This is a genomic window from Sulfitobacter sp. PS-8MA (assembly GCF_040933935.1).
Taxonomy (GTDB): Bacteria; Pseudomonadota; Alphaproteobacteria; order Rhodobacterales; family Rhodobacteraceae; genus Sulfitobacter.
Genome location: NZ_JBFQYJ010000006.1, coordinates 732,266 through 755,492, shown reverse-complemented (window position 1 = coordinate 755,492; position 23,227 = coordinate 732,266). Strand labels below are relative to the sequence as shown.

Genomic DNA, 23,227 nt, shown 5'->3' with positions numbered 1-23,227 from the left:
GCAACGTCAAGGTCAACGTCTGCAAATCACATCTGTTCCGAGCAAAATAGTCAGACTTTCTCCCGGTTTACCCCTTGGACTGGCTGGAAATACCCGACCGCGCTGCCGGCTTGGGCGGCGGCTTTCAGCAGGTCGAACATATACTGCGCGACCGAGCGGAAGCAGAACAGATGAAAGCTGCCATCACCCCGCAGCCAGAGCGCGGCAGGCACTTGACCGACGCGGGTGCGGCGGAACATGCCGGGGGTGAAATGCGCGGGCGAGAGATCGACCGGGGCGAGCTTGGCCAGCACCTCGCGGGCATGGGGGCCGGCGATCTGAAACACCGCCCGCGCGCCGGAGGCATTGACAGCAAAGATGTCGGTATCCTCAAAGGCGGCATGCAGACGGGCGAGCACGGCGCTCACCTGCGCATGGGGGCAGATCAGCAGCAGCTCATCGGGCGACATCCAGGCGATGCCCGCCGCCCCGTCGCTGTTGCCCATGCCACGCTCAGGCCGTTCGACCCCGGCGATTTTCTTGGCCACCTTACGCAGGTAAGGCGCATCAAGATCGCCGCGAATGGTGATCATGCCCAGGGGGCCGATTTCGGAAATCTCAGCGATTCCCGCATCATAGCGAGCGTTCTTCAAGGCGGTGACAGTCTCAGACATTCTGTTTCTCCCCTTTGGGATCGTAAAACACCGGGTCGACGATCATCGCCTCATAGGTCTTGCCATCGGTGCCGGGAAAGCGCAGCACCTCGCCCATCCGGTCCGGCCCGTTCAGCACCAGCCCCATGGCGATGCCCCGATCGAGCGTCGGCGAATGATAGGTTGAGGTGACACGCCCCTCCACGACCTTCTGGCCGTTCTCATTCTCGCCCCGGCCAAGCGCATAGGCGCCATCCGGCAGGGTGCTGCCGTCGGTGGTCTCCAGCCCCACCAGCTTCCAGCGGGCCGGGTCTTGCATATGGCTGCGCGCCTGCGCGCGTTTGCCAAGGTAGTCGTCCTTTTTCTTCGAGATCGCCCAGTTCAGCCCAAGGTCTTGCGGGATCACCGTGCCGTCGGTCTCATCCCCGATCATGATGAACCCTTTCTCGGCGCGCAGGATGTGCAGACATTCCGTGCCGTAAGGCATCGCCCCCAAGGCATGGCCCGCCACCAGCAGCGCATCCCAGAAGGCTTGGCCCTGCCCCGCCTCCACGGCAATCTCATAGCTCAGCTCGCCCGAGAAAGAGATACGGAAGACACGGACCTTGAAGCCGCCCAACTCGCCCTCGGTCCACTCCATAAAGCCAAGCGCCTCGCGGCTGAGGTCCATCCCGCCGAGTTTCTCCAGACATTTGCGCGCATTCGGCCCGACCGCCGCGATCTGCGCGTAATGTTCGGTGGCGTTGACCACATGCACTTTCCAGTCCCACCACTCGGTCTGGAGCCATTCCTCCATATGCGCATGGATGCTCTCGGCCCCGCCCGTCGTCGTATGGCAGAGGAAGGTCTGTTCATCGAGCCGCGCCACCACGCCGTCGTCGATCAGGAAACCGTTTTCATTGCACATCAGCCCATAGCGGCATTTGCCCGGCTTCAGCGTCGACATCATATTAGTGTACATCATGTCGAGGAAGCGCCCCGCGTCCGGGCCGCGCACGATCAGCTTGCCCAAGGTCGAGGCATCCAGCAGCCCGAGGTTCTGGCGCGTGTTCGTCACCTCGCGCATCACCGCGTCATGGGTGCTTTCGCCGCTTTGCACATAGGCATAGGGCCGCCGCCATTGGCCGACCGGCTCCCAGACCGCGCCATTGGCTTCGTGCCAGTCATGCAGCGGCGTGCGGCGGATCGGCTGGAAGGTATCGCCGCGGGCGTCGCCCGCAATCGCCCCCATCGAGATCGGGTGATAGGGCGGGCGGAAGGTGGTGGTGCCGACGCTCGGGATATCGGCATCCAAGGCGCCTGCGAGGGTCGCCAGACCGTTGATATTGCTCAACTTGCCCTGATCCGTCGCCATCCCAAGCGTGGTGTAGCGTTTGGCATGTTCGACCGAGACAAAGCCCTCCTGCGCGGCCAGCCGCACGTCCGAGACCTTCACATCGTTCTGATAGTCGAGAAAGGTCTTTTCGCGCAGCTTGACACTGGCCCCCTGCGGCATCTGCCAGACCGGCGCCATCGGCGCCTCTTCGCGGCGCTCGGCCACCGGAGAGCTTGCTTCGCGCGGCAGTTTGAACCCAAGGCTTCGGGCCACACCCTCGGCGGCGGCATGGGCGTCGTGCAGAACGTCATCCAGCGCAAAGACCCCGGCGGCGGCCCCGGCGGGGGTGACGAAGCCCAGCCCGTCGGCCCCGGTCGGCGGGTGGTCCTCATCGGGGCGGAAACAAGCGCGGGCCTTGTCCCATGTCAGCTTGCCGCCGCAATGGGACCACAGATGCACCACCGGCGACCAGCCGCCCGACATCGCCACCGCGTCGCAGGCGATCTCTTCCAGCACCGCACCTTCACCCGCCTGCGAACAGACGGCGACCCCGGTGACCCGTTTGCCGCCCAGCACCGACGACACGCCCTGCCCCATTAGCACCCGAATGCCGAGCGCCTTGGCCTGCGCCACCAGTTGTGGGTCCTGCGGCAACACGCGGGCGTCAAGGATCGCGGGCACGTCAAGCCCCGCCTGTTTCAGCGCAATCGCCGTAAGATAGGCGTTGTCGTTATTGGTCACCAGCACCGTACGGTCGCCGGGCGAGACCGCGTAATTCACCACATAGTCCCGCACCGCCGAGGCCAGCATCACCCCCGGCAGGTCATTGCCGGCAAAGCTCAGCGGGCGTTCGATCGCCCCGGTGGCGGTGATCACATGGCCCGCCCTGATCCGCCAGAGGCGATGCCGCGGGCCGGGGAGGTCTGGCGTATGGTCGCGCAGCCGTTCATAGCCCAGAACATAGCCATGGTCATAGACGCCCGCCCCCATCGTGCGTGTGCGCAGGGTGACATTCTCCATCTCGCGCAGGCTGCTCAGGGTCTGCGCGATCCAAGCGTCGACCGAAGCACCGTCGATGCGCCCGCCATCGACCGGCGCCCGCCCGCCCCAATGGGGGGACTGCTCCAGCACAATCACCCGCGCGCCGCTTTGCCCGGCGTCCAAGGCCGCCTGCAACCCGGCCACGCCCCCGCCGATGATCAGCACATCGCAAAAGGCGTAGAAATGTTCATAGGTATCAACATCCGCCGCCTTGGGCGCTTTGCCGAGGCCCGCGGAATGGCGGATGATCGGCTCATAGACATGTTTCCACAGCGGGCGCGGATGCATGAACATCTTGTAATAGAACCCGGCGGGCAGAAAGCGGCTGAGATGTTTGTTGATCGCGCCCAGATCAAACTCAAGGCTCGGCCAGTGGTTCTGGCTTGCAGCCTCCAACCCGTCGAAAAGCTCGGTGGTGGTGGCCCGCGCATTGGGTTCGAACCGGCCTTCCTGGCCGAGGTTCATCAGCGCATTGGGCTCTTCCGGCCCCGAGGTCACGATGCCGCGCGGGCGGTGGTATTTGAACGAGCGGCCCACCAACATCTGATCATTCGCCAGCAGCGCCGAGGCCAGCGTGTCGCCCTCATAGCCGCGCAATTGTTTGCCGTTAAAGGAAAAACTTAGCGGCGCGGTCTTGTTCAGCAGGCGGCCGCCTGTGGCCAGTCTTGTGCTCATCTTGGGACACCTTGCAGGCTATTGGAGGTCATGAAGGGCTTCGAAGGGGGCGGCAAGCTCATTGATCCGCCTCCCCATGCCAGCGCCAATCCGGATGCCGGTCCTTGATCGCAGCGCGGATGTGATCGGGCGGCGCGGTGGTCTGCGCGCTATAGGCCCCAAAAACTTCAAGCGTTGCGGTGTTGCGCGCCAGATGAAACCATTTGCCGCAGCCATAGACATGGCGCCACCGCTCCAGATGCACGCCTTTCGGGTTCTGCCGCATGAAAAGATAGCTCTCAAAATCCCCCTCGGACCCCTCCGGCCCGATGCGCTTCAGATGCGCCTCGCCGCCGGCGTGAAACTCGGTCTCTTCGGCGGTGACATGGCAGCAGGGACAGGTCAGGATCAGCATGGGCAGGCTCCTATGCGGGGGGCGGACAGGGAAACGCCGCCCTGACCCGAAGGCGCAGAACGGCGTCCCTTTACATCAGGCGGCCCCGCAAAGGAGGCGGCCAAAGCGGTATCAATCAGTCGCGACAGCACCTTCTTCGACGGGTGCGACAGCGCCTTCTTCGATGGGCTCGACTGTGTCTTCGGCAGCGCCTTCAATGGCCGCGCCGGTATCTTCAAGGGCTTCACCAGCGCTTTCGCCTGCGCCTTCGACATTGACGTTAACATCGTTCGTGCCGTCCACATCCGCGCCAGCAAAGAGGAAATAGGCCAGCAGCGCGACCACCACGACAACGGCCCCCACGATAAAGGCCAAGCCGCTGTTGCTGCGCCCGGAGTCTGTTGTGGTGGTTGTGGTCGTGTTGGTGTGATGGGTTCGGTCGGTGGTGGGATTGGTACGGTCGGTGGTGTTGGGATCAGGGGTTGCCATTGTTCAGCTCCACTCATTGCACCATCTGAACAGGAAACTGCGCTCGGAACGATCGCGTTCCCCCCCTTATCGCAGAGCGGCGGATTGTGGCGCAGGCGCAACATCAATGAGCCACCCCGGCGGCCACGGATTCGTCGATGAAACGGCCTTCGGCGAAACGCTCAAGCCCGAAAGCCTGGGTCAGCGGCGACTGCCCCTTGGCCATCAATTCGGCAAAACCCCAGCCCGACCCGGGGATCGCCTTGAACCCGCCGGTGCCCCAGCCCGCGTTGATAAAGACCCCCTCGACCGGGGTCTTGCTGAGGATCGGCGAGCGGTCGCCCGTCACATCCACGATGCCGCCCCATTGCCGCAGCATTTTCAGCCGCGAGATCATCGGGAAGGTTTCCACCAGCGCCCGCACGGTTTCCTCGATATGATGAAAACTGCCGCGTTGGGTGTAGTTGTTATAGCCGTCGGTGCCGCCGCCGATGACCATCTCGCCCTTGTCGGACTGGCTCATATAGCCATGTACCGTATTGGCCATGACGACCACATCCATACAGGGTTTGATGGGCTCGCTGACCAGCGCTTGCAGGGCGACGCTTTCAATCGGCAGGCGAAAGCCCGCCATCTCGGCCAGTTGCCCCGAATGGCCCGCCACCACCAGCCCCAGCTTGTCACAGTCGATATCGCCCCGCGTGGTGCTGACGCCCGTGACCTTGCCGCCGGTCTGGCGCACCCCGGTGACTTCGCATTTCTGGATAATGTCCATGCCCATGTCCGAACAGGCCCGGGCATAGCCCCAGGCCACCGCATCATGCCGCGCCGTGCCGCCGCGGGCCTGCCAAAGCCCGCCCAGCACCGGGTAGCGCGGCCCGTCGAGGTTGATGATCGGCACCAGTTGTTTCACCCGATCCGGCCCGATGAATTCGGTCTGCACCCCTTGCAACGCATTGGCATGGGCGGTGCGTTTATAGCCGCGCACCTCATGTTCGGTCTGGGCCAGCATGATGACACCGCGGGGGCTGAACATCACGTTATAGTTCAGATCCTGGCTCATCGTCTCGTAAAGACTGCGGGATTTTTCGTAGATCGCCGCCGAAGCGTCTTGCAGGTAATTGGACCGGATGATCGTCGTGTTCCGCCCGGTGTTGCCACCGCCCAGCCAGCCCTTTTCCAGCACCGCGACATTGGTGATGCCGAAATTCTTGCCAAGGTAATAGGCCGTCGCCAGCCCATGCCCGCCCGCGCCCACGATGATCACGTCATAGCGTTTCTTGGGCTGCGCATCCCGCCATGCCCGCGGCCAGCCGCTGTGGTGGCGCATCGCCTCTCGGGCCACGGCGAAAACGGAGTATTTCTTCATCACGTACCTTCCCGGCAAAGATTCGCACCGCCCTGGCGGCTCGGCTCAGTTCTGAGCCTAGGAGCGAATTATCGAAATGGCCACCACGGCATTTGCGCGCAGTTTTGCGACATCGGGGGTGATTGGTTAAATATGCCGCAGGGGCAGAGGCATTTGCGGTCTTTTGTCGGCGTCGGGCAAAGGTTAGGTAGGGGACATGACATTCTGGATTATCTCCGGCGCAATGGCGCTACTCGTGGGCGGTCTGCTGGCGCGGGCCGCATGGCGGGGGGCCGAAACGCCCCTGCCCGCTCAGGCGGATTACGACCTCAAGGTCTACCGCGACCAATTGGCCGAGGTGGAGCGCGACGTCGCCCGTGGCGTGGTGCCCGAGGCCGACGCGCAGCGCATTCGCACCGAAATCTCGCGCCGTATCCTGGCCGCTGACGCAGCACAGGACAAGGCGGCGGGCGGCGGCCAACGCCCCGCCGCTTGGGTTCTGGCGCTTGGGGTGCTGCTGCTGGGTGGCGGCGCCTTTGGGCTTTACTGGCAACTTGGCCAGCCGGGCTATGGCGATCTGGCGCTGGCCGACCGCATCGCCTTTGCCGAAGACATGCGCCGCAACCGCCCCGATCAGGCCAGCGCCGTGGCGAGCCTGCCCGCCAGCCCCACGACCGAGGGGCTGAGCCCCGATTACCTCAAGCTGATCCAACAGCTCCGTGCCACGGTCAAGGAACGGCCCAATGATGTGCAGGGGCAGGTCTTGCTGGCCCAGAACGAGGCGCGGATTGGCAATTTTGCCGCCGCCGCCGAGGCACAGGGCAATGTGCTGCGTCTGAAAGGGGCCGCGCGGACCGCCAAGGACATCGCCGACTATGCCGAACTGCTGGTGCTGGCGGCGGGGGGCTATGTCTCGCCCGAGGCCGAAACCGCCCTGCGCGAAGTGTTGAACCGTGAAGAGGACAATGGCCGGGCGCGCTATTACCTCGGGCTGATGATGGTGCAGACCGGGCGGCCCGATGTGGGGTTCCGCCTTTGGGATGCGCTGCTGCGCCGGGGGCCGGAGGATGCGCCTTGGATCGAGCCCATTCGCGCCCAGATCCCGCAGGTCGCGGCGCTCGCGGGGGTGTCCTATGACATCCCGCAGATCGGCAGCGGCGCGCCGGCGCGCGGGCCGAGTGCGGATGACATCGAAGCGGCCTCGGAGATGACGGCGGATGACCGGATGGAGATGATCGGCGGCATGGTTGCCGGCCTCTCCGACCGGCTCGCCAATGAGGGCGGCCCGCCGCAGGATTGGGCGCGGCTGATCACCTCGCTGGGCGTCTTGGGCGATACCGATCAGGCCCGGGCGGTCTATGAAAACGCGCTGGAGGTCTTTACCGGCGACAATGCGGCGCTCGACATGATCCGGGCCGCGGGCGAACGCGCGGGGGTGGCGGGATGATCTTTGACGATACGGCCGAGTTCATCGCCGCCCTGCCCCCGATGCAGGCGCTGATCGGGCTGGACCTTGGCGAAAAGACCATCGGCGTGGCGGTGAGTGACAGTTTTCAATCTGTCGCCACCCCGCTGGAAACCCTGCGCCGCAAGAAATTCGGCGTCGATGCCGCGCGTCTGGCCGAGATCATCGCGGCGCGGCGCATCGGCGGGCTGGTGCTGGGGCTGCCGCGCAATATGGACGGCTCCGAAGGCGCGCGCTGCCAGTCGACGCGGGCTTTCGCGCGCAACTTTGACCGGCTGACGCCCCTGCCCATCACCTTCTGGGATGAGCGCCTGTCCACCGTGGCCGCCGAACGCGCGCTCTTGGAGGCCGACACCACCCGCAAGCGCCGGGCCGAGGTGATCGACCATGTGGCGGCGGGCTATATCCTGCAAGGGCTGCTCGACCGGATGCAGGTCATGCGCCGGGGTGCTGCCGCGCCATGAGTGACGAGATCTGGAAACGCGACGAGGTGCAAAGCCCCTGCATCAATATCTGCGTGGTGCATCCTGACGCGCGGATCTGCACCGGCTGCCTGCGCTCCATGGATGAGATCAGCACATGGTCGCGCATGACCGACGCCGAGCGGCGCGCGATCGTCGCGGCGCTGCCTAATCGGGAGGCTTTGCTGAAAAAACGCCGCGGCGGTCGCGCCGCGAAACTGGCGCGGCGCAGCGGCTAGCGCGTTCAGGCGCCCCGGCGGTGCAGGATATCTTGCAGAATCACCAGGGCCGAGGGTTCGGACGCAAGCCCGAAGCGCTGGCTCGGGCTGCGGTTTTCATTGGCAGAACAGACGTTTCCACGGGCAAAGGACAGGCAGGTCTCTCGGGTGAACATCCGTCAAAGCGAAAGGCCCGTCGGCCGGTCCGCTCGGGCTTCCAATAGGCCAGATTGTCGCCCCGCCCCTTGAGAATAATCGCCTTGGTCCGTTTCTGACCCATGTCTTCTGTCCCTCGATTCTCATGTCCATGCCCGATTATCACCGAGCATATGGCGGAAATGCGGCAAATTGATGAACATTGTCCGAAGTTTTGCGAGATCTGGTCTTAATTGCGCGGATTTCGCCCCGACCGTCTGCCATGCCTTGCCCGCCGGTTACGGCCCGCGATTGGCCCCGACCGCCCCGCGGCCCTAGCCCGCCGCGGCCATCTCCTGCGCCGCGGCGACCTCGGCCAAAGCGGTCAGAACCAGATCCGGCCCGGCCCCCGGCTTATGCGCCCCTTCGGACAGGACACGCCGCCACTGCCGCGCCCCGGGCCGCCCGGCAAAGAGCCCCAGCATATGCCGGGTGATCTGGCCCAAGCGCCCGCCCGCCAGCAGATGCGCCTCGATATAGGGCAACATCCCCTGCACCGCCGCCTCGGCACTGCTGTCCGCGCCCCGCCCGTAGATGCGCCGGTCCGCCGTGGAAAGGATATCACTCGGCGCATGATAGGCGCTGCGGCCCACCATGACCCCATCGAGCCCGGCATCGAGAAAGGCTTCGGCCTGATCCAGCGAGGTGATCCCGCCGTTGACCGAGATATGCAGGTTCGGAAAAAGCCCCTTCATCTCATGCACCAGAGCATAATCGAGCGGGGGAATGTCGCGGTTCTCCTTGGGGCTCAGCCCCTGAAGCCAGGCTTTGCGGGCGTGAATCGTCACCCGCGTGCAGCCTGCGGCGACGATACGGGCGAGGAATTCCGGCAGGATTTCCGCGGGCTCCTGATCGTCCACCCCAATGCGGCATTTGACCGTCACCTCGACATCACAGGCCGCGCGCATCGCATCCACGCAGTCGGCCACCAAAGCGGGCTGCTGCATCAAGATGGCCCCAAAGGCCCCGGATTGAACCCGGTCCGACGGGCAGCCCACATTGAGATTGATCTCATCATAGCCCGCCTGCGCCCCCAGCCGCGCCGCCTGCGCCAGTTCCGCCGGATCAGACCCGCCAAGTTGCAGGGCAACGGGGTGTTCAGAGGGGTCGTGATCCAGCAGATGCAACGCACCGCCACGCACCAAGGCGGGGGCGGTAACCATCTCGGTATAAAGCAGGGTCTCGCGGCTCAGCTGCCGGTGCAGATAGCGGCAGTGGCGGTCGGTCCAATCCATCATGGGTGCGACGCTAAGGCGTGCGGCGCGGGTAAGGTCCGCAGAACTTATGGGTGAGGTCTTTGGCGTCATGGCAGAGTGATCCGATGCAAATGTCGCGCCCTTTTGCCTTTGATCGACCGGGTGATGCAACTCAAGTTCTGGCGACTGGCGAAAACCGCGCCCTAGCCGCCCATGCGGCGGGTCAGATAGCGCTCCAGCTGGACCAGCGCGTCATAGATCAACACCGCAAAGAGCCCGACCGCCAGACCGCCTTGCAAAACGAAGGCGGTATTGCTGGTCAGCAGCCCTGCGATGATCACCTCGCCCAGGGTCCGCGCGGCCACGGTCGAGCCGATCGTCGCGGTGCCAAGCGCGATCACCACCGAGAGCCGGATGCCGGTCAGCGTCACCGGCAGGGCCAGGGGCAGCTCCACCTTCAGAAGCCGCTGCCAGCGGCTCAGCCCGATCCCCCGCGCGGCTTCCATCGTGGCCGGCGGCAGGGTGGTCAGCCCGGTGACGGCATTCTCGAATATCGGCAGAAGCCCATAGAGAAACAGGGCCACCAGCGTCGGCCCCGCGCCAAAACCCAGGGCCGGCACCGCCAGTGCCAAGACCGCGACCGGGGGAAAGGTCTGCCCCATGTTGGTGATCGTGCGAGACAGCGGGCGGAACGGCGCGCCCGCGGGCCGGGTCACCAGAATGGCCAGCGTCACGGCCACCAAAGTCGCCGCGGCAGAGGCTGCGGCGACCAGCGCCAGATGGCTCAGCGACAGGGACAGGAGCGAGCTGCGGCTGTAGATCACCGGCCCGCCACTGGGCGCGAGGGGCGCAAAAACCGGGATGAACCATTCCGGGCGCAGCACCAGCGCCAGCAGCAGCACCACCAGCAAAGGGCGCAGGATCACCCCCGGGCTCATGCTTGCATCTCCGCCCGTTCGCGAATGGCCTTGAGCGTGACCCGCCCGACCGCCTGCCCGTCGCGCAGCACCGGCACGGCGTCACGGCCGGTCCAGAGACAGGCCGACAAAGCATCGCGCAGACTGGCCTCGGCAGACAGGGCCTCCCCCTCCGCGGCGCCGTCTTCGACGACTTCCGACAGTGGGACCAGAGACAGCAGGCGCAGCGGGCGTTCGACATCCCCGACCATATCGGCCACGAAGTCCGTCGCGGGCTTTGCAATGATCTCGGCCGGGGACGCATATTGCACCAGCTTGCCGCCATCCATCACCGCCACCCGGTCGCCCAGCCGGATCGCCTCTTCCATGTCATGGGTGACCAGCATGATCGTCGAGCCCAAGCGCCGCTGGATATGGCGCAGATCCTCCTGCGCGCGGGTTCGGATGATCGGGTCGAGCGCACCGAAAGGCTCGTCCATCAACAGCAGATCAGGCCGCGAGGCCAGCGCCCGCGCCACCCCGACCCGCTGCTGCTGCCCGCCCGAGAGTTCCGCCGGATAGCGGTTGCGAAATTGCGCCGGCTCCATCGAGAACAGGTCGAGCAACTCATCCACCCGGGCGCGGATTTTGTCCTTCGGCCATTTCAGCAGCCGTGGCACGGCGGCGATATTGCGGGCCACGGTGTAATGCGGAAACAGCCCATGGCCTTGGATCGCATAGCCGATCCGCCGCCGCAGGATATGCGGCTTGACCGAGAGCGTGGATTCCCCATTGATCCGCACCTCGCCCGAGGTCGGCTCCTCCAGCCGGTTGATCATCCGCAGCAGCGTGGTTTTGCCGGAGCCTGATGTGCCGACGATCACCGTGATGGTCCCGGTTTCCACCGTCATCGACACGGCATCAACGGCTTTGACCGCGGCATAGGATTTGGTGATTTTGTCGATCTCGATCATGCTGTTTCCTTAGGCGTGCGGCGGGTCAGATCGACGAGGATGTCCATCACGATTGCGGCGGAGAGCGCCATGACCACCGTCGGCAGGGCGCCGAGCAGGATCAGGTCCGTCGCGGTTTGATTGAGACCTTGGAAAACGAAAGTGCCAAAGCCGCCGCCGCCGATAAGCCCCGCGATCACGGCAAGGCCGATGTTCTGCACCAGCACGATCCGCAGCCCCGTCAGGATGATCGGCAGACCCAGCGGCAGTTCCACCCGCAACAAGCGCTGGCCGGGGGTCATCCCCATGCCCCGCGCGGCCTCAAGGGCGGCGGGCGGCGCGGCAGCGAGCCCCGCCACGGTGTTGCCCACGACCGGCAGGAGCGAATAAAGCACCAAAGCGGTAAAGGCGGGCGCAAAGCCGATCCCCGCAATGCCCAAACCCCGCGCGCCCGGCAGCGTGGCCCCGACCCAGCTCAGGATCGGGATCATCAGGCCGAACATGGCGAGCGAGGGAATGGTCTGCAGAAAGCTCAGCACCGGCAGGGTCGCACTGCGCAGCGCCGCGCTACGGTGCGCCAGAATGCCCAGTGGAAAGCCGATCACGACCGCCGCTGCCAGCGACCCGAAAGCCAGCCCAAGATGGCGCAGAGCCTCCCGCGCGAAAGCGTCTTGGCGGCTGGCGTATTCCTGCATGACCGAGAGGTTCGACAGCGCGCCGGACCATAGAATAAGCCCCAGAGCGCTCAGGACAGCAATCAGGATGGCCCCGCGCGTCAAAGGCCCTGGCGCCATGGCCGTCAGCGCGTCGGCCATGAGCAGCATCAGCACCACCAGCAAGACCCAGAAGCCCATCGCGGGCGAGACCCGGGCATATTCGCCCGTCTCTGCCAAGAGATCCGACGCGCCCTGCATCAACAGCCAAAGCGCCCCACCAAGGCCCAGCACCGCCCCCGCAAACCGCAAAGACGCCGGGTACTGGAGCAGTCCGAGCGCCAGACCCGCGAGCACGGCGATCACCCCCGGTGTCACCGCCCCCGCCCCGGCGATATTCCACAGCAAGACCCCCTCGCCCGCGACGATCCGATTGGCCGCCAGCGTCATGAAAGGCATCAGCAGCGCGGCCAGACCGGCGAGCGCAAAGAGCAGCCCCGGCGCGGACCAGGCCGCACCGGTCGTTTTCGTCAAAGAGGCGGCGATCAGTCCAGAACCCCGGTCTCGGTCAGGTAATCCCGCGCGACCTTCTCGGCAGGTTCACCGCCGACCTGAATGCGCCCGTTCAGCTTTTGCAGGGTCGCCATATCGAGCCCCGCAAAGATCGGGTTCAGCACGTCGGAAATCGCAGGGTATTCTTCCAGCACCTCGGCCCGAACGATGGGCGCAGGCTCATAGACCGGCTGCACGCCCTTATCGTCCTCCATCACCACCAGCCCGGTCGCGCCGACACCGCCATCGGTGCCATAGACCATCGCCGCATTCACCCCCGAGGTGCCACGCGCCGCCGCCTGAATGGTCGCCGCCGTGTCCCCGCCCGAGAGGATCACGGTCTGGTCTTCCGACAGGGTGAAACCATAGGTGTCCTGCATCGCGGGCAGCACCGCGGGAGAGGAGACAAACTCGGTCGAGGCGGCGAGTTTGACCTCTCCCCCATCGGCCACCCAAGCGCCGAAATCAGACATGGTGACGAGCTCGTTCTCTTCGGCCAGCGGGCCGGTCACAGCGATTGCCCAAGTGTTGTTGGCCGGGGCGGAATCGAGCCAGACCACATTGTTCTCGGCCTTGTCCAACTCCGCGGCGCGGGCGTGGGCGGCTTTGGCATCTTTCCAAACATCGCTCTCCGCTTCGTTGAAGAAGAACGCCGCGTTGCCGGTGTATTCGGGGTAGATGTCGATCTGGTCGGCCATGAGCGCTTCGCGCACCACCTGCGTACCGCCCAATTGCAGGCGCCGTTCAACCGGCAGCCCCGCATTTTCCAGCGCGAGGGCGATGACATTGCCCAAAAGCCCCCCTTCGGTGTCGATCTTCGAGGACACGGTAATCTCGGCCTGTGCCGCAGAGGCGAAGAGCGCGCCAAGGCTGAGGGCGGTTGCAGCAATAAACTTAGGGGATTTCATAACGGGGCAAACTCCTTGAAATACGAGGCTTCGAGGGCATAGCGCCCCTTCCGCGGAGTAAGGTAGCGGACAATGGGCCAAAGCCAAGTCAAGCTGCGCCCCGGTTTGGATTTTTTTCGCGAAAGGCCGGTTGCCGCCCCCGCGGCCGCCGCTCAATGACCCCTGCGCAACCGCTCGGCCGCGCAGGGGGGCATCACACCGAAGCCAGCGCCTTGGGCTTGGGCAGCACCCCGACCTCATCCAGCGCCCGCGCCAGATCACGGTCGCCGAAGGGTTTATGCACAACCGCGCAATGGCCGAGTTTACGCGCCGCGGGAACGTCGGATTGGCCGGTGGCGAAGATGATCGGGATATCCGGCAGGCTGTCGCGCACCGCGACAGCGACCTCCTCGCCCGACATATCCGGCAGCCCCACGTCGATCAGCAGCGCATCGAATGCGCCGGTCTTGAGCATCTGAAGCGCCTCCTGCCCGCTGCCGGTCTCGGTCACATTGGTCCCCAGACTGTCGAGGATATCCGCGATATCCAGCCGGATCAGGGCGTCATCCTCGCAGAGCAAAATCCGGCGCGGGCGATCAGAAGTCTCCGCCGCCGCGGATTTGCCACTTGCATCGAGGGTCTCGCGCACCCGCAGCGCCAAAGCGTCATGGGTGAAGGGTTTGGTCAACAGGTTGACCCCGGCATCGACCCGCCCATCGCGCACAATCGCATCCTGCGAATAGCCCGAGATGAAGAGAAACGGCAGCCCCGGCTGTTCCGCCTGCAGGATATCGGCCAATTCGCGGCTGGTCATCTTGCCGGGCATCACCACGTCAGAGACCACCAGATCGAATTCCGGCTCGGCCCGCGCAAGGCTCAGCGCCGCGGCCGGATCCTGCGCGCTGCGCACCCGGTAGCCCAGATCGTTCAACATGGCCGCAGTGGCATCGCGCACCTCGGCGTCATCTTCGACCAAGAGCACGGTCTCGGTCCCGCCTTCGATGGTGTCACTGTCATGCCAGCGCAGCGGCTCGGCAGCGTCCTGTGCGCGGGGCAACAGCAGGCTGACCGTGGTGCCGGCGCCGACCACACTGTCGATGGTCACCCGGCCACCGGACTGGCGCGCAAAACCGTAGACGGTCGAGAGCCCCAGCCCGGTGCCCTTGCCCACGGGTTTGGTGGTAAAGAAAGGGTCGAAGACTTTTTCCAGCGTTTCGGGCGGAATGCCCGGGCCATTGTCCATGACTTTGATCTCGACATATTTGCCGGGCGACATTTCGGGTTCGTTTTCGAGGTCTTTCGCGGTGAATTCCCTGTTGGCGACCTCAATGCGCAGGGCGCCCCGGTCTTCCAGCGCGTCGCGGGCGTTCAGGGCCAGATTCAGCACCGCGTTTTGTGTGCTGGCGGCATCCACGAAGGCGGGCCAGAGCGTGTCGGGCGTCTTGATCTCAAAGTTGATGCCCTCGCCAAGCGCGCTGCGCAACATGTCGTCAATGTCACCCAGCAATTCCCGCAGGTCCAAAGGCCGGGGTTGCAAAGGTTGGCGGCGGCTGAAGGCGAGAAGCTGCGACGACAGCGAAGCGCCGCGTTCCACCGCGCGCATGGCCGCGTCGATCCGCCCCCGCGCCGGGCTTTCCGCCGGCATCTCGCGCGCGGCCATGGTCAGGCTGCCGGTCATGACCTGCAAAAGATTGTTGAAATCATGCGCGATGCCCCCGGCAAGGTTGCCAATCGCCTCGACCCGCTGGCTCTGCGCAAGCCTTGTGTGCAGCTCTTCCAACTCGCGGTTGCGCTTGGTGACCCGCTCTTCCAGCGTGGTGTTCAGATCAGCCAATTGTTGCGACATGGCTTTCTGATCGTGGATGTCGGAATTGGTCCCCACCCAGCGCCTCAGGGTACCCTGCTCGTCCCGGATCGGCGTGGCCCGCACAAGATGCCAGCGGTAGACCCCATCGGCGCGGCGGATACGGAACTCGGTCTCATATCTGCTCTGCGCCCGGATCGCGCAGTTCCATGTTTCGATCGCCGCGTCGCGGTCCTCGGGATGGATGACAACGGGCCAGCCGTCGCCCTCAAGCGTGCCGGTTTCCACCCCGGAATAGCTGTAGGTCTGATCGCTGAGCCAATCGAGCCGCCCATCGGGCAACGCGGTCCAGACATGGACGGGCATGACATGTGCCATGGTGCGGAACCGTTCCTCGGCCTCGCGCAGACTGGATTCGGCGAGCCTTTGGGCGGTGACATCATGGCCCTGAACCACGATCCCTATGATATCGCCGATTTCATTGGTGAGCGGCTGAAAGACAAAATCGACATAGACCCGTTCCTGTGGCCCCTCTGGGGTGCGCTGCAAGATAACCTCGGCCCCCGACTGGCGCACGGCGGTGCCGCTGCGGTACACATCGTCGAGCAATTCGATAAAGCCCTGCCCTTCAAGCTCCGGTATCGCCTCGCGCACGGATTTACCGATGAGATCGCGATGCCCGACAACTTGGTAATAGGCATCGTTGACGGTGCGAAACACATGGTCCGAGCCGATCAATGTGGCCATGAAGTTCGGCGCTTGCTCAAACAGCAGCTTGAAAAAGCGGATCGCCGTTTCCTGTTCAAAGTTCTGCTGCGAGACTTTGCGGGCGCGGCGCAGCATGTCGGAATGCAGCCCCACCGCCCGCCCGTCTTCGGACCTGCTGTCGTAGACCTCGGTAATGTCCTGTGTATGTTGCAGGATGAATTCGACCTCGCCCTCACTGTCGAGGATCGGCGTATGGGTCGCGCTCCAGAAACGCTCGCGTATTTCCCCCTGCGCATCGGTGATCGGATAGGGGATGATCGGCAGATGATCCGCGACCCCGTCGCGCAGGACCCGTTCGAAAGACCCTCTGATCATCCGCCCGGATTCGCTCTCCGGGTCGGAGGGGAATTCATCCATCACATTGCGGCCAAACAGTTTATCCGCGTCACGATCCGTGACTTCAAGATAGGCCGTATTGGCCCAGACCACCCGAAGCTCATGGTCCAGCAGCATGAAAGGCGATGGCGCGGCTTCGAGGATTTTCTGGAAATTCTGTATCATTGTCTTGTTTCTGCTGAAATACGGTGACCGAAGCGCTGCCAAGGGCGGCAAATCCATGGGCAGCCTTGTCATGTTTCTACTGGGCTCAATCCTTGCTGCATGCCGCAGGGCATGCGCTTGTCCCCCCATGATCTAGACCTAAGTACAAGTTCCACCACTCATCATTGGCTTTTTTTCTCCTTATGGCTGTTCGCCCTGCTTTTGCGGGTCATTTTCGCCACCAGATTGCGCCTGCGAGGTCGCCCGTTCCACCCTGTCGGCATGGGTGCCACGCAGAGCCCCCGGCCCTTCTTTCTCATAGAGTTCGAGGTTGATCGCCGAGTTGATAAGCGCCAGATGGGTAAAGGCTTGGGGGAAGTTTCCCAAGAAGGCTTGGTCTTGGGGATCAATCTCTTCGGCATAGAGCCCCACATCATTGGCATGGGCCAAGAGCCGCGCGAAAAGGTCCCGCGCCTCTTGCTCGCGGCGCATGCAAAGCAGCGCATCGACCAACCAGAAAGAGCAGATCAGAAACGCGCCTTCGCTGCCTTGCAGCCCATCATCGGTGTTCTCAAGACTGTAGCGCAAGACATAGTCGCCAGCGCGCAATGCCCGTTCCACCCCGCGCACAGTTTGGTCCAAGACCCTATCAGACAGCGGCAGATCAATCATCGGCAAGAGCAACAACGCCGCATCCATGCCGCCATCCGATAGCGTCTGTTGCAAGCCGCCGCCTTGGTCATCCCCCGCATGATCCTGCAGGGTCGCCAGAATATCATCGCGCGCAGCGCACCACTCGTCTCGTGGCCCCAAAAGCTGGATCGCGCGGTCCAGCGCCACCCAGGCCATCGCCTTGCCATGTACGAAATGGCGGGGGGTGCCGCGCATTTCCCAGATGCCCTGATCCGGCTCGGTCCAAAGGCACATCGCCTGATCCGCGATCTCTTCCAGCATGGCCTGCAGGGCGTCGTCAATCGGCCCGCCCAAGGCCCGATAGGCCAAAGCCCAATCTGCAACCTCTCCGTAGATATCAAGCTGAAGCTGATCCGATGCCGCATTGCCGACGCGCACGGGTCTGGAGCCGCGGTAGCCCTCCAGATGGGGCAGCTCGCGTTCTTCGATGATGCTCTCGGATGCGATGCCGTACAGAATACGCAGATCATTGACACAGGTGCTGCCGAGATATTCGCAATACCGCCCCGCTTCGGCGTCATAGCCGAGCCCCCCCAAGGCTTGCAGCACAAAGGACGAATCCCGCAGCCAGCTGTAGCGGTAATCCCAATTCCGCTCGCCGCCGATGTTTTCAGGCAGCGATGTTGTGGGCGCGGCCACGATCGCCCCGGTCGGCGCATAGGTCAGCGCCTTGAGCGCCAAAGCACTGCGCGCCACGGCCTCGCGATAGGGGCCACGGTAGCGCGAGGCTTCGGACCATTCCCGCCAGAACGCTGTGGTTTCTTCTAAAAGCGCCGCCCCCTGCTCTGCCGGCGCCTGATCCGCGTCTTCATAAGGGGCCAGCACAAAGACGCGGCGCTCCCCGGCCTTGAGCGTGAGCGTCGTCTCCAATTGCTCAACCGGCGCGCCACCTTGCTGGAACAGGCGCATATCGGGCGTATGTTCTATATCGGGGTCAAACACACCGTCGCCCGGGTGATAGGCCAGCGCAATCTCGCAGTCCCCGTCACGGGCCTCGACCACCCGCACCAGCCAGCCGGGCGCGTCCAGATCGACGCTGGGCTGCGCCGCGTCGTCCGCGCTTTGCACGGGCAGAAAATCGGTAACGGTCAGAACCCCCTCAGCATGGTGAAAGCTGGTCGACAGCACATTGGTGAGCGGCAGATAGGCGCGCTTGCTGTCAAACGCGCCGCAGGGCGCAATGCAAAACCTTGCGCCCCTGTGCGCGTCGAGCAGGGACCAGCAGACAGGCTGTGCATCAAACCGGCCCGAGCAGAACCAATCGACACTGCCGTCCACCCCAACCAGCGCCGCGCCGTGGCAATCGCCAAGCAGGGCATAGTCGCGCAGGGGAAGGTAGCCGTCGGTGCGCGCAGCCATCAGCCGCCCTCGCGAAAGGACGGGTAAAGCGTCATGCCCCCGTCCACGAAGAGGGTCGTGCCCACCACGTAATCCGATGCGTCAGAGGCCAACCAGACCGCCGCGCGGGCAATGTCTTCAGGCTCTCCGATGCGGCCATAGGGGATCAGCTTCAGCATCTCTTTGCGCGCCGCTTCATCCTCCCAGGCCTCGCGATTGATGTCTGTCTTGATCGCCCCGGGGGCGATGGCGTTCACGCGGATCTTCTCGCCTGCGACCTCCTGCGCCAAGGATTCCATCAGCGCCTTCACCCCACCCTTGGCGCTGGCGTAGTTGACATGACCTGCCCAGGGGATCGCCTGATGGACGGAGCTCATCAGAATGATCTTGCCCATCGCCGGGCCACGGTCTGCATCATGGCCCTGCGCGCGAAACCGGCGCACCGCCTCCTGCGCACAGAGGAACTGCCCGGTCAGGTTCAGGTCGAGGACCGCTCGCCAATCCTCAAGGCTCAACTCGGTGAAAGCGGCGTCTTTCTGGATGCCCGCATTCGACACCAGGATATCGACCCCGCCAAAATGCGTCTCTGCCGCCGCGAAGAGGCGGGCGCAGTCTTCCGCCTGCGAGACATCCGCCTTGACCGCTTCCCCCTGCCCGCCTGCCGCGCGAATGTCGTCTACGACCTGTGCCGCGGCCGCCTCATCCGAATGGTAGTTCACGATGACAGACGCCCCCGCTTCGCCAAAGGCCCGCGCAATCCCCGCGCCGATGCCAGAGCTTGCCCCCGTCACAATGGCGCGTGCGCCTTCAAGGTCTCGCGGCATGATATCCTCCGTCTAGTATGACACACCAACCCCCGGCCTGACCTCGGGTTCCGGCGCGGGAGTATCACCTATGCTTGAACTTCCCGCCCAGTTTGCCATGAATGGGCGCAGCCTTTCCCGCTTCGGCCATTCTTGCCCTCTCGCCATTTCAGGACATCCGCATGGGTTTTCGTTTCATTCACGCCTCTGACCTGCATATCGGCCGCAAATTCGCCAATATCCCGCAGCCGCCTGACGGCAATATAAGGGGCCGTCTGATGGAGGCGCGCCATGCGGCGATTGTGAAATTGGGTCAGGCGGCACAGGCGCAGGGGGCGGGCCATGTGCTGCTTGCGGGCGATACATTCGACACTGCCACCCCCTCGCCCAGCGTGGTCCGGCAGGCGCTGATGGCCATGGGCGAGACGCCGCAGGTGACATGGTGGCTCCTGCCCGGCAACCACGACAATCTGCGCGATGCCGAACCGCTGTGGGAGGTGATCGGCCGCGATGCGCCCGACAACGTCCGCGCCCTGACCGAAGCGGCCCCGCTCGCGCTTGCCCCCGGCGCGACCCTGCTGCCCTGCCCGGTGGCCTTTCGTGCCGGGGCCAGCGATCCGACGGCGCCGCTTGACCGGATGGAAAGCCCGGAGGGCAGTCTGCGCATTGGCCTTGCCCATGGCGCTGTCACCGATTTCACCGAAAGCGGCGATGCCATCGCGCCCGACCGGGACCGCAGCGCGCGGCTGGACTATCTGGCCCTCGGCGATTGGCACGGGCGCATGGCCGTGTCGGAGCGCGTGCAATACTGCGGTAGCCCCGAACAGGACCGTTTGAAACATGGCCGGCGCGGAGTCTGCCTGCTGGTGACCCTCGACACACCGGGCACCGCGCCCCGGATCGAAGAGATCGAGATTGGCAGTTTTCTCTGGTCCGAGGTTGCGCTGACCCTGCACCCTCGACAGGACGCCTCTGCCGCTCTGGCCGCGGTCTTGCCCGAACAGGGGCGGCGCGATCATCTGTTGCGGGTCTTGGTAAAGGGCTGGGCCAGCCTGCCGGACCGGGCCGACCTGAGCCAGGCCGCCGCGCTTTGCGCGCCTGATTTCGCGCATTTCGATCTGGTGACAGAGGGTCTCGGCACCCAATATGACAGCGCCGATCTGGATGAGATCGACCGGGGCGGCGCGCTGCGGCTGGCGGCAGAGACGCTGATGGGCGAGGCGGAATCCGAAACGCTTTCCCAAGCCGAACGCGATGTGGCGGCCGATGCGCTGGCCCGGTTGCACGCCTATGTGCGGGAGGCCAGCACATGAAAATCCGCAGCATCACCCTTAACAACGTGCGCCGCTTTATTGACCCTGCCGAGGTCACCGGGATCAGCGACGGCATCAACGTGCTCTGCGAGCCCAATGAGCGCGGCAAGTCGACGCTGTTCGATGCGATTCAGGCGCTGTTCTTCAAGCCCTATGGATCGCGCGACAAAGACGTCTCGGCCCTGCGCCCCCATGCCGGCGGCGCCCCCGAAGTCACCGTCGAGGTCGAGACCGAAGCGGGCCGTTTCACCCTGTCGAAACGCTGGTTTCAAAAGCCGCAGGCCACGGTTCACCGCGACGCCACGCTGATCGCACAGGCGGATGAAGCCGAAGCATGGATCGCGCAGCTTATGGGCGGCGACGCGGGCGGCCCTTCGGGTCTAATCTGGGTCCGGCAGGGGATGACCGCGCTGACCGGGGGCTCGAATAAGGAAGAGAAACTGGCCTTGGAAGCCCGGCGCGATCTGATGACCTCGGTCGGGGCCGAGGTTGAGGCCATGACCGGCGGGCGGCGCATGGATAAGGCGCTGGCGCGCTGCCGCGAAGAGCTTGGGCAATATGCCACCAGCACCGGGCGGCCGCGCAGCGGGGGGCCGTGGAAAGAGGCGCAGGACCGGGTGGCGGTGCTGACCGAGCGCCGCGATGCGCTGGCGGCCACGGTGCAGGAACTCCAACAGGCCTTGGCCGAGCGTCACCGCAGCCGCCGGGCGCTGCGCGATCTTGAAGCCGCAGATGCGGTGGAGGACCGCCGTGCCCGACTGGAGGCCGCCCGCGAAGCCCATGCCGCCGCCGCGCGCCATGCCGAAGAAGTCGAGACCCTGGCCCGCGCCGCAGAACTGGCCCGGGTGAACGCCGAAAGCGCCGCCGCGCGTCTGGACAACCTGCGCAGCTTGCAAAGCGAAGAGAAGGCCGCGCAGAGAGAGGTGCAAGAGGCCACAGGCGCCGCCGAAACCGCGCGGGACCGTCTTGCGCAGCAGCGCGGGGCGATGGCGGCGGTCGAGGCCGATTTGCAGGCTGCCAGTGCGGCTTTAAAGGCGGCGCAAGAACAGCACCGCCGCGGCCTGCGCGCCCGCGCCGCGCAAGACGGGGCCGAACGTCGCGCGGCGCTGGAGACCCGCATTGCACAGGCCGAAACCGCCCGCAGCCAGATGGAAGCCGCCGAGGCCGCCGCGCGCCTTGGCCCCGACAGCGCGGCACTGCAACGGATCGAGACCTTGGTCGCCGAGGAAGCCGCCAGCCGCGCCGCCCGCGATGCCAGCGCCACGCAGGTCACCGCCCATTACGCCCCCGGCAGCGCCGCGGCGATTGCCGGGCCCGACGGCCCCCTGACCGAGGGCACCCCCCTGCCCCTGCGGCAGACGACCCGCTTGGAGATTGCCGGCATCGGCAGGCTGGAAATCCACCCCGGCGCCGGCGGTCAGAACAGCCAGGCGGTTGAAGCGGCAAGAGCCAAACTGCGCAATGCGCTGGAGGCTGCGGGGGCCGAAACCCTCGCCGCCGCCCGCGATGCCGCCGCCAGCCGCACCGCGGCGCAGCGCCGCCATGGCGAGGCGAAAGCCGTGCTCGACAGCCTCGCACCTGATGGGATCGGCCCGCTGCGCGCCGCCCTCGCCGAAATCCCCGCCCCGGACGGTGACAGCGACGCGCCGGACCTTACCGCCGCCGAAACCGCCTTGCAGAACGCGCAGGAGACGCAGGACGCCTGCAACAGCGCCCGCACGAAGGCCGCAGAGCAGCTCGCCGAGCGCCGCACCGAAGCCGCCCGGGCCGAGACCTTGCTCACCTCCCTGCAAGACCGTCTGACCCGCGCCGAGGCGCAGCGCGCGAAACTCGGTGATCTTTCCGAAGCCACCCTGCAGGCGCAGGTCGAAAGCACCGCTGCGGCCCATGCCGAAGCCCAGGCGGCACATGCGGAAAAAGCCGAGGCGGCACCGGATTTGGCGAGCCTCAAAGCCGCGCTGGACCGCGCCACATCGGTCGAGACGCAGGCGCGCGATGAAATTGCCCATCTGCGCCCCCTGCTGGCGCGGTTGAATGAACGGATCAGCCGCGCCTCGGGCGATGCGGTCGAAGAGCGGTTGGCCGAAACCACCCAAGCACTGCAAGCGGCGGAAGCCAATCTGGCGCGGATCGCCCATGAGGTCGCGGTTTTGATCCGGCTCGAAGCCAGCCTGCAGACCGCACGGAACGAGGCAAGAGACCGCTATTTCGCGCCGATTGTCACCGAATTGAAACCGCTGCTGCATCTGCTCTGGCCCGATGCGGAACTGACATGGGGCGAGGAATCGCTGCTGCCCCATGCCTTGGTGCGCGATGGCCGGGAAGAACCGATCGATATCCTCTCGGGCGGGACGCAGGAACAGGTGGCGCTGATGGTGCGTCTGGCCTTTGCCAAGATGCTGGCGCGGGCGGGGCGTCTCGCGCCGGTGATCCTTGATGACGCGCTGGTCTTTACCGATGACGACCGCATCGAGCGGATGTTCGACGCGCTGCACCGCCAGGCCAGCGACATCCAGATCATCGTGCTGACCTGCCGCCAGCGGGCGTTTCGCGCCCTTGGCGGGCAGGCGCTGCGGCTGCAGCCCTGTGCCGCTGCCAGCGGTGCCGCATAATCCGTGTCTGAATGAACTTTTACCCCCGTTGGGCGTTAGGCTCGCAAGACAGGCGCCAGCCCAAGAACGCGGCGCAAGGGGGGACGGA

18 protein-coding genes are annotated in these 23,227 nt (G+C 65.1%); 5 read left to right on the top strand and 13 right to left on the bottom strand.

Annotation, left to right across the window (positions count from 1 at the left end):
- Positions 1-50: 50 nt before the first annotated feature.
- The 5 genes from AB4M76_RS07575 to AB4M76_RS07555 form a co-directional block, all read right to left on the bottom strand.
- The gene (locus AB4M76_RS07575; protein ID WP_368441185.1) at positions 51-653 is read right to left on the bottom strand and encodes a sarcosine oxidase subunit gamma; all 603 of its coding nucleotides are present in this window, start codon (positions 651-653) and stop codon (positions 51-53) included.
- Entirely contained in the window at positions 646-3,663 is a 3,018-nt protein-coding gene (locus AB4M76_RS07570) for a sarcosine oxidase subunit alpha family protein (RefSeq protein WP_368441184.1), read from the bottom strand. The genes AB4M76_RS07575 and AB4M76_RS07570 overlap by 8 nt, the downstream gene beginning before the upstream one ends.
- 58 nt (positions 3,664-3,721) lie before the next feature.
- On the bottom strand, positions 3,722-4,057 hold the full coding sequence (locus tag AB4M76_RS07565; protein WP_368441183.1) for a sarcosine oxidase subunit delta: 336 nt from the start codon (positions 4,055-4,057) through the stop codon (positions 3,722-3,724).
- A gap of 111 nt (positions 4,058-4,168) precedes the next feature.
- Positions 4,169-4,525 (bottom strand): hypothetical protein, encoded by a 357-nt coding sequence (locus AB4M76_RS07560; RefSeq protein ID WP_368441182.1) that lies wholly within the window; start codon positions 4,523-4,525, stop codon positions 4,169-4,171.
- Positions 4,526-4,628: 103 nt separating this feature from the next.
- Positions 4,629-5,873: a sarcosine oxidase subunit beta family protein gene (locus AB4M76_RS07555; protein ID WP_368441181.1), complete on the bottom strand. Its 1,245-nt coding sequence runs from the start codon at positions 5,871-5,873 to the stop codon at positions 4,629-4,631.
- 196 nt (positions 5,874-6,069) lie between these two features.
- On the opposite strand from AB4M76_RS07555, the gene ccmI reads away from it, so the two are divergent.
- From ccmI to AB4M76_RS07540, 3 genes are read left to right on the top strand one after another with little or no spacing between them, the layout of a single operon-like run.
- Positions 6,070-7,299, top strand: a complete 1,230-nt coding sequence (gene ccmI / locus AB4M76_RS07550; protein ID WP_368441179.1) for a c-type cytochrome biogenesis protein CcmI — start codon at positions 6,070-6,072, stop codon at positions 7,297-7,299.
- The gene (ruvX, locus tag AB4M76_RS07545; protein ID WP_368441178.1) at positions 7,296-7,781 is read left to right on the top strand and encodes a Holliday junction resolvase RuvX; all 486 of its coding nucleotides are present in this window, start codon (positions 7,296-7,298) and stop codon (positions 7,779-7,781) included. The genes ccmI and ruvX overlap by 4 nt, the downstream gene beginning before the upstream one ends.
- Positions 7,778-8,017: a DUF1289 domain-containing protein gene (locus AB4M76_RS07540; protein WP_368441177.1), complete on the top strand. Its 240-nt coding sequence runs from the start codon at positions 7,778-7,780 to the stop codon at positions 8,015-8,017. Before ruvX ends, AB4M76_RS07540 begins: the two co-directional genes overlap by 4 nt.
- Positions 8,018-8,466: 449 nt before the next feature.
- Here the strand turns inward: AB4M76_RS07540 and dusA are convergent, their stop codons facing one another.
- From dusA to AB4M76_RS07500, 8 genes are all read right to left on the bottom strand, one after another.
- Positions 8,467-9,498, bottom strand: a complete 1,032-nt coding sequence (gene dusA / locus AB4M76_RS07535) for a tRNA dihydrouridine(20/20a) synthase DusA (protein ID WP_368441175.1) — start codon at positions 9,496-9,498, stop codon at positions 8,467-8,469.
- A 92-nt stretch (positions 9,499-9,590) separates the two neighbouring features.
- A complete protein-coding gene (locus tag AB4M76_RS07530; protein ID WP_368441174.1) occupies positions 9,591-10,325 on the bottom strand; it encodes an ABC transporter permease in 735 nt (244 codons plus the stop codon).
- The gene (locus AB4M76_RS07525; RefSeq protein ID WP_368441173.1) at positions 10,322-11,257 is read right to left on the bottom strand and encodes an ABC transporter ATP-binding protein; all 936 of its coding nucleotides are present in this window, start codon (positions 11,255-11,257) and stop codon (positions 10,322-10,324) included. Before AB4M76_RS07525 ends, AB4M76_RS07530 begins: the two co-directional genes overlap by 4 nt.
- Complete coding sequence (locus AB4M76_RS07520) at positions 11,254-12,423, bottom strand: ABC transporter permease (protein ID WP_368441172.1); 1,170 nt, start codon at positions 12,421-12,423, stop codon at positions 11,254-11,256. Before AB4M76_RS07520 ends, AB4M76_RS07525 begins: the two co-directional genes overlap by 4 nt.
- Before the next feature lie 11 nt (positions 12,424-12,434).
- Positions 12,435-13,349 (bottom strand): ABC transporter substrate-binding protein, encoded by a 915-nt coding sequence (locus AB4M76_RS07515; RefSeq protein ID WP_368441171.1) that lies wholly within the window; start codon positions 13,347-13,349, stop codon positions 12,435-12,437.
- A 193-nt stretch (positions 13,350-13,542) separates the two neighbouring features.
- A complete protein-coding gene (locus AB4M76_RS07510) occupies positions 13,543-16,401 on the bottom strand; it encodes a response regulator (RefSeq protein ID WP_368441170.1) in 2,859 nt (952 codons plus the stop codon).
- 180 nt (positions 16,402-16,581) lie between these two features.
- Entirely contained in the window at positions 16,582-18,432 is a 1,851-nt protein-coding gene (locus tag AB4M76_RS07505; protein WP_368441169.1) for a glycoside hydrolase family 15 protein, read from the bottom strand.
- On the bottom strand, positions 18,432-19,235 hold the full coding sequence (locus AB4M76_RS07500) for an SDR family oxidoreductase (RefSeq protein WP_368441168.1): 804 nt from the start codon (positions 19,233-19,235) through the stop codon (positions 18,432-18,434). Before AB4M76_RS07500 ends, AB4M76_RS07505 begins: the two co-directional genes overlap by 1 nt.
- Before the next feature lie 161 nt (positions 19,236-19,396).
- On the opposite strand from AB4M76_RS07500, the gene AB4M76_RS07495 reads away from it, so the two are divergent.
- Both AB4M76_RS07495 and AB4M76_RS07490 read left to right on the top strand, forming a co-directional pair.
- Positions 19,397-20,527, top strand: coding sequence for an exonuclease SbcCD subunit D (locus AB4M76_RS07495; RefSeq protein WP_368441167.1), 1,131 nt, complete (start codon positions 19,397-19,399; stop codon positions 20,525-20,527).
- The gene (locus AB4M76_RS07490; RefSeq protein WP_368441166.1) at positions 20,524-23,139 is read left to right on the top strand and encodes a chromosome segregation protein SMC; all 2,616 of its coding nucleotides are present in this window, start codon (positions 20,524-20,526) and stop codon (positions 23,137-23,139) included. The genes AB4M76_RS07495 and AB4M76_RS07490 overlap by 4 nt, the downstream gene beginning before the upstream one ends.
- Positions 23,140-23,227 lie beyond the last annotated feature (88 nt).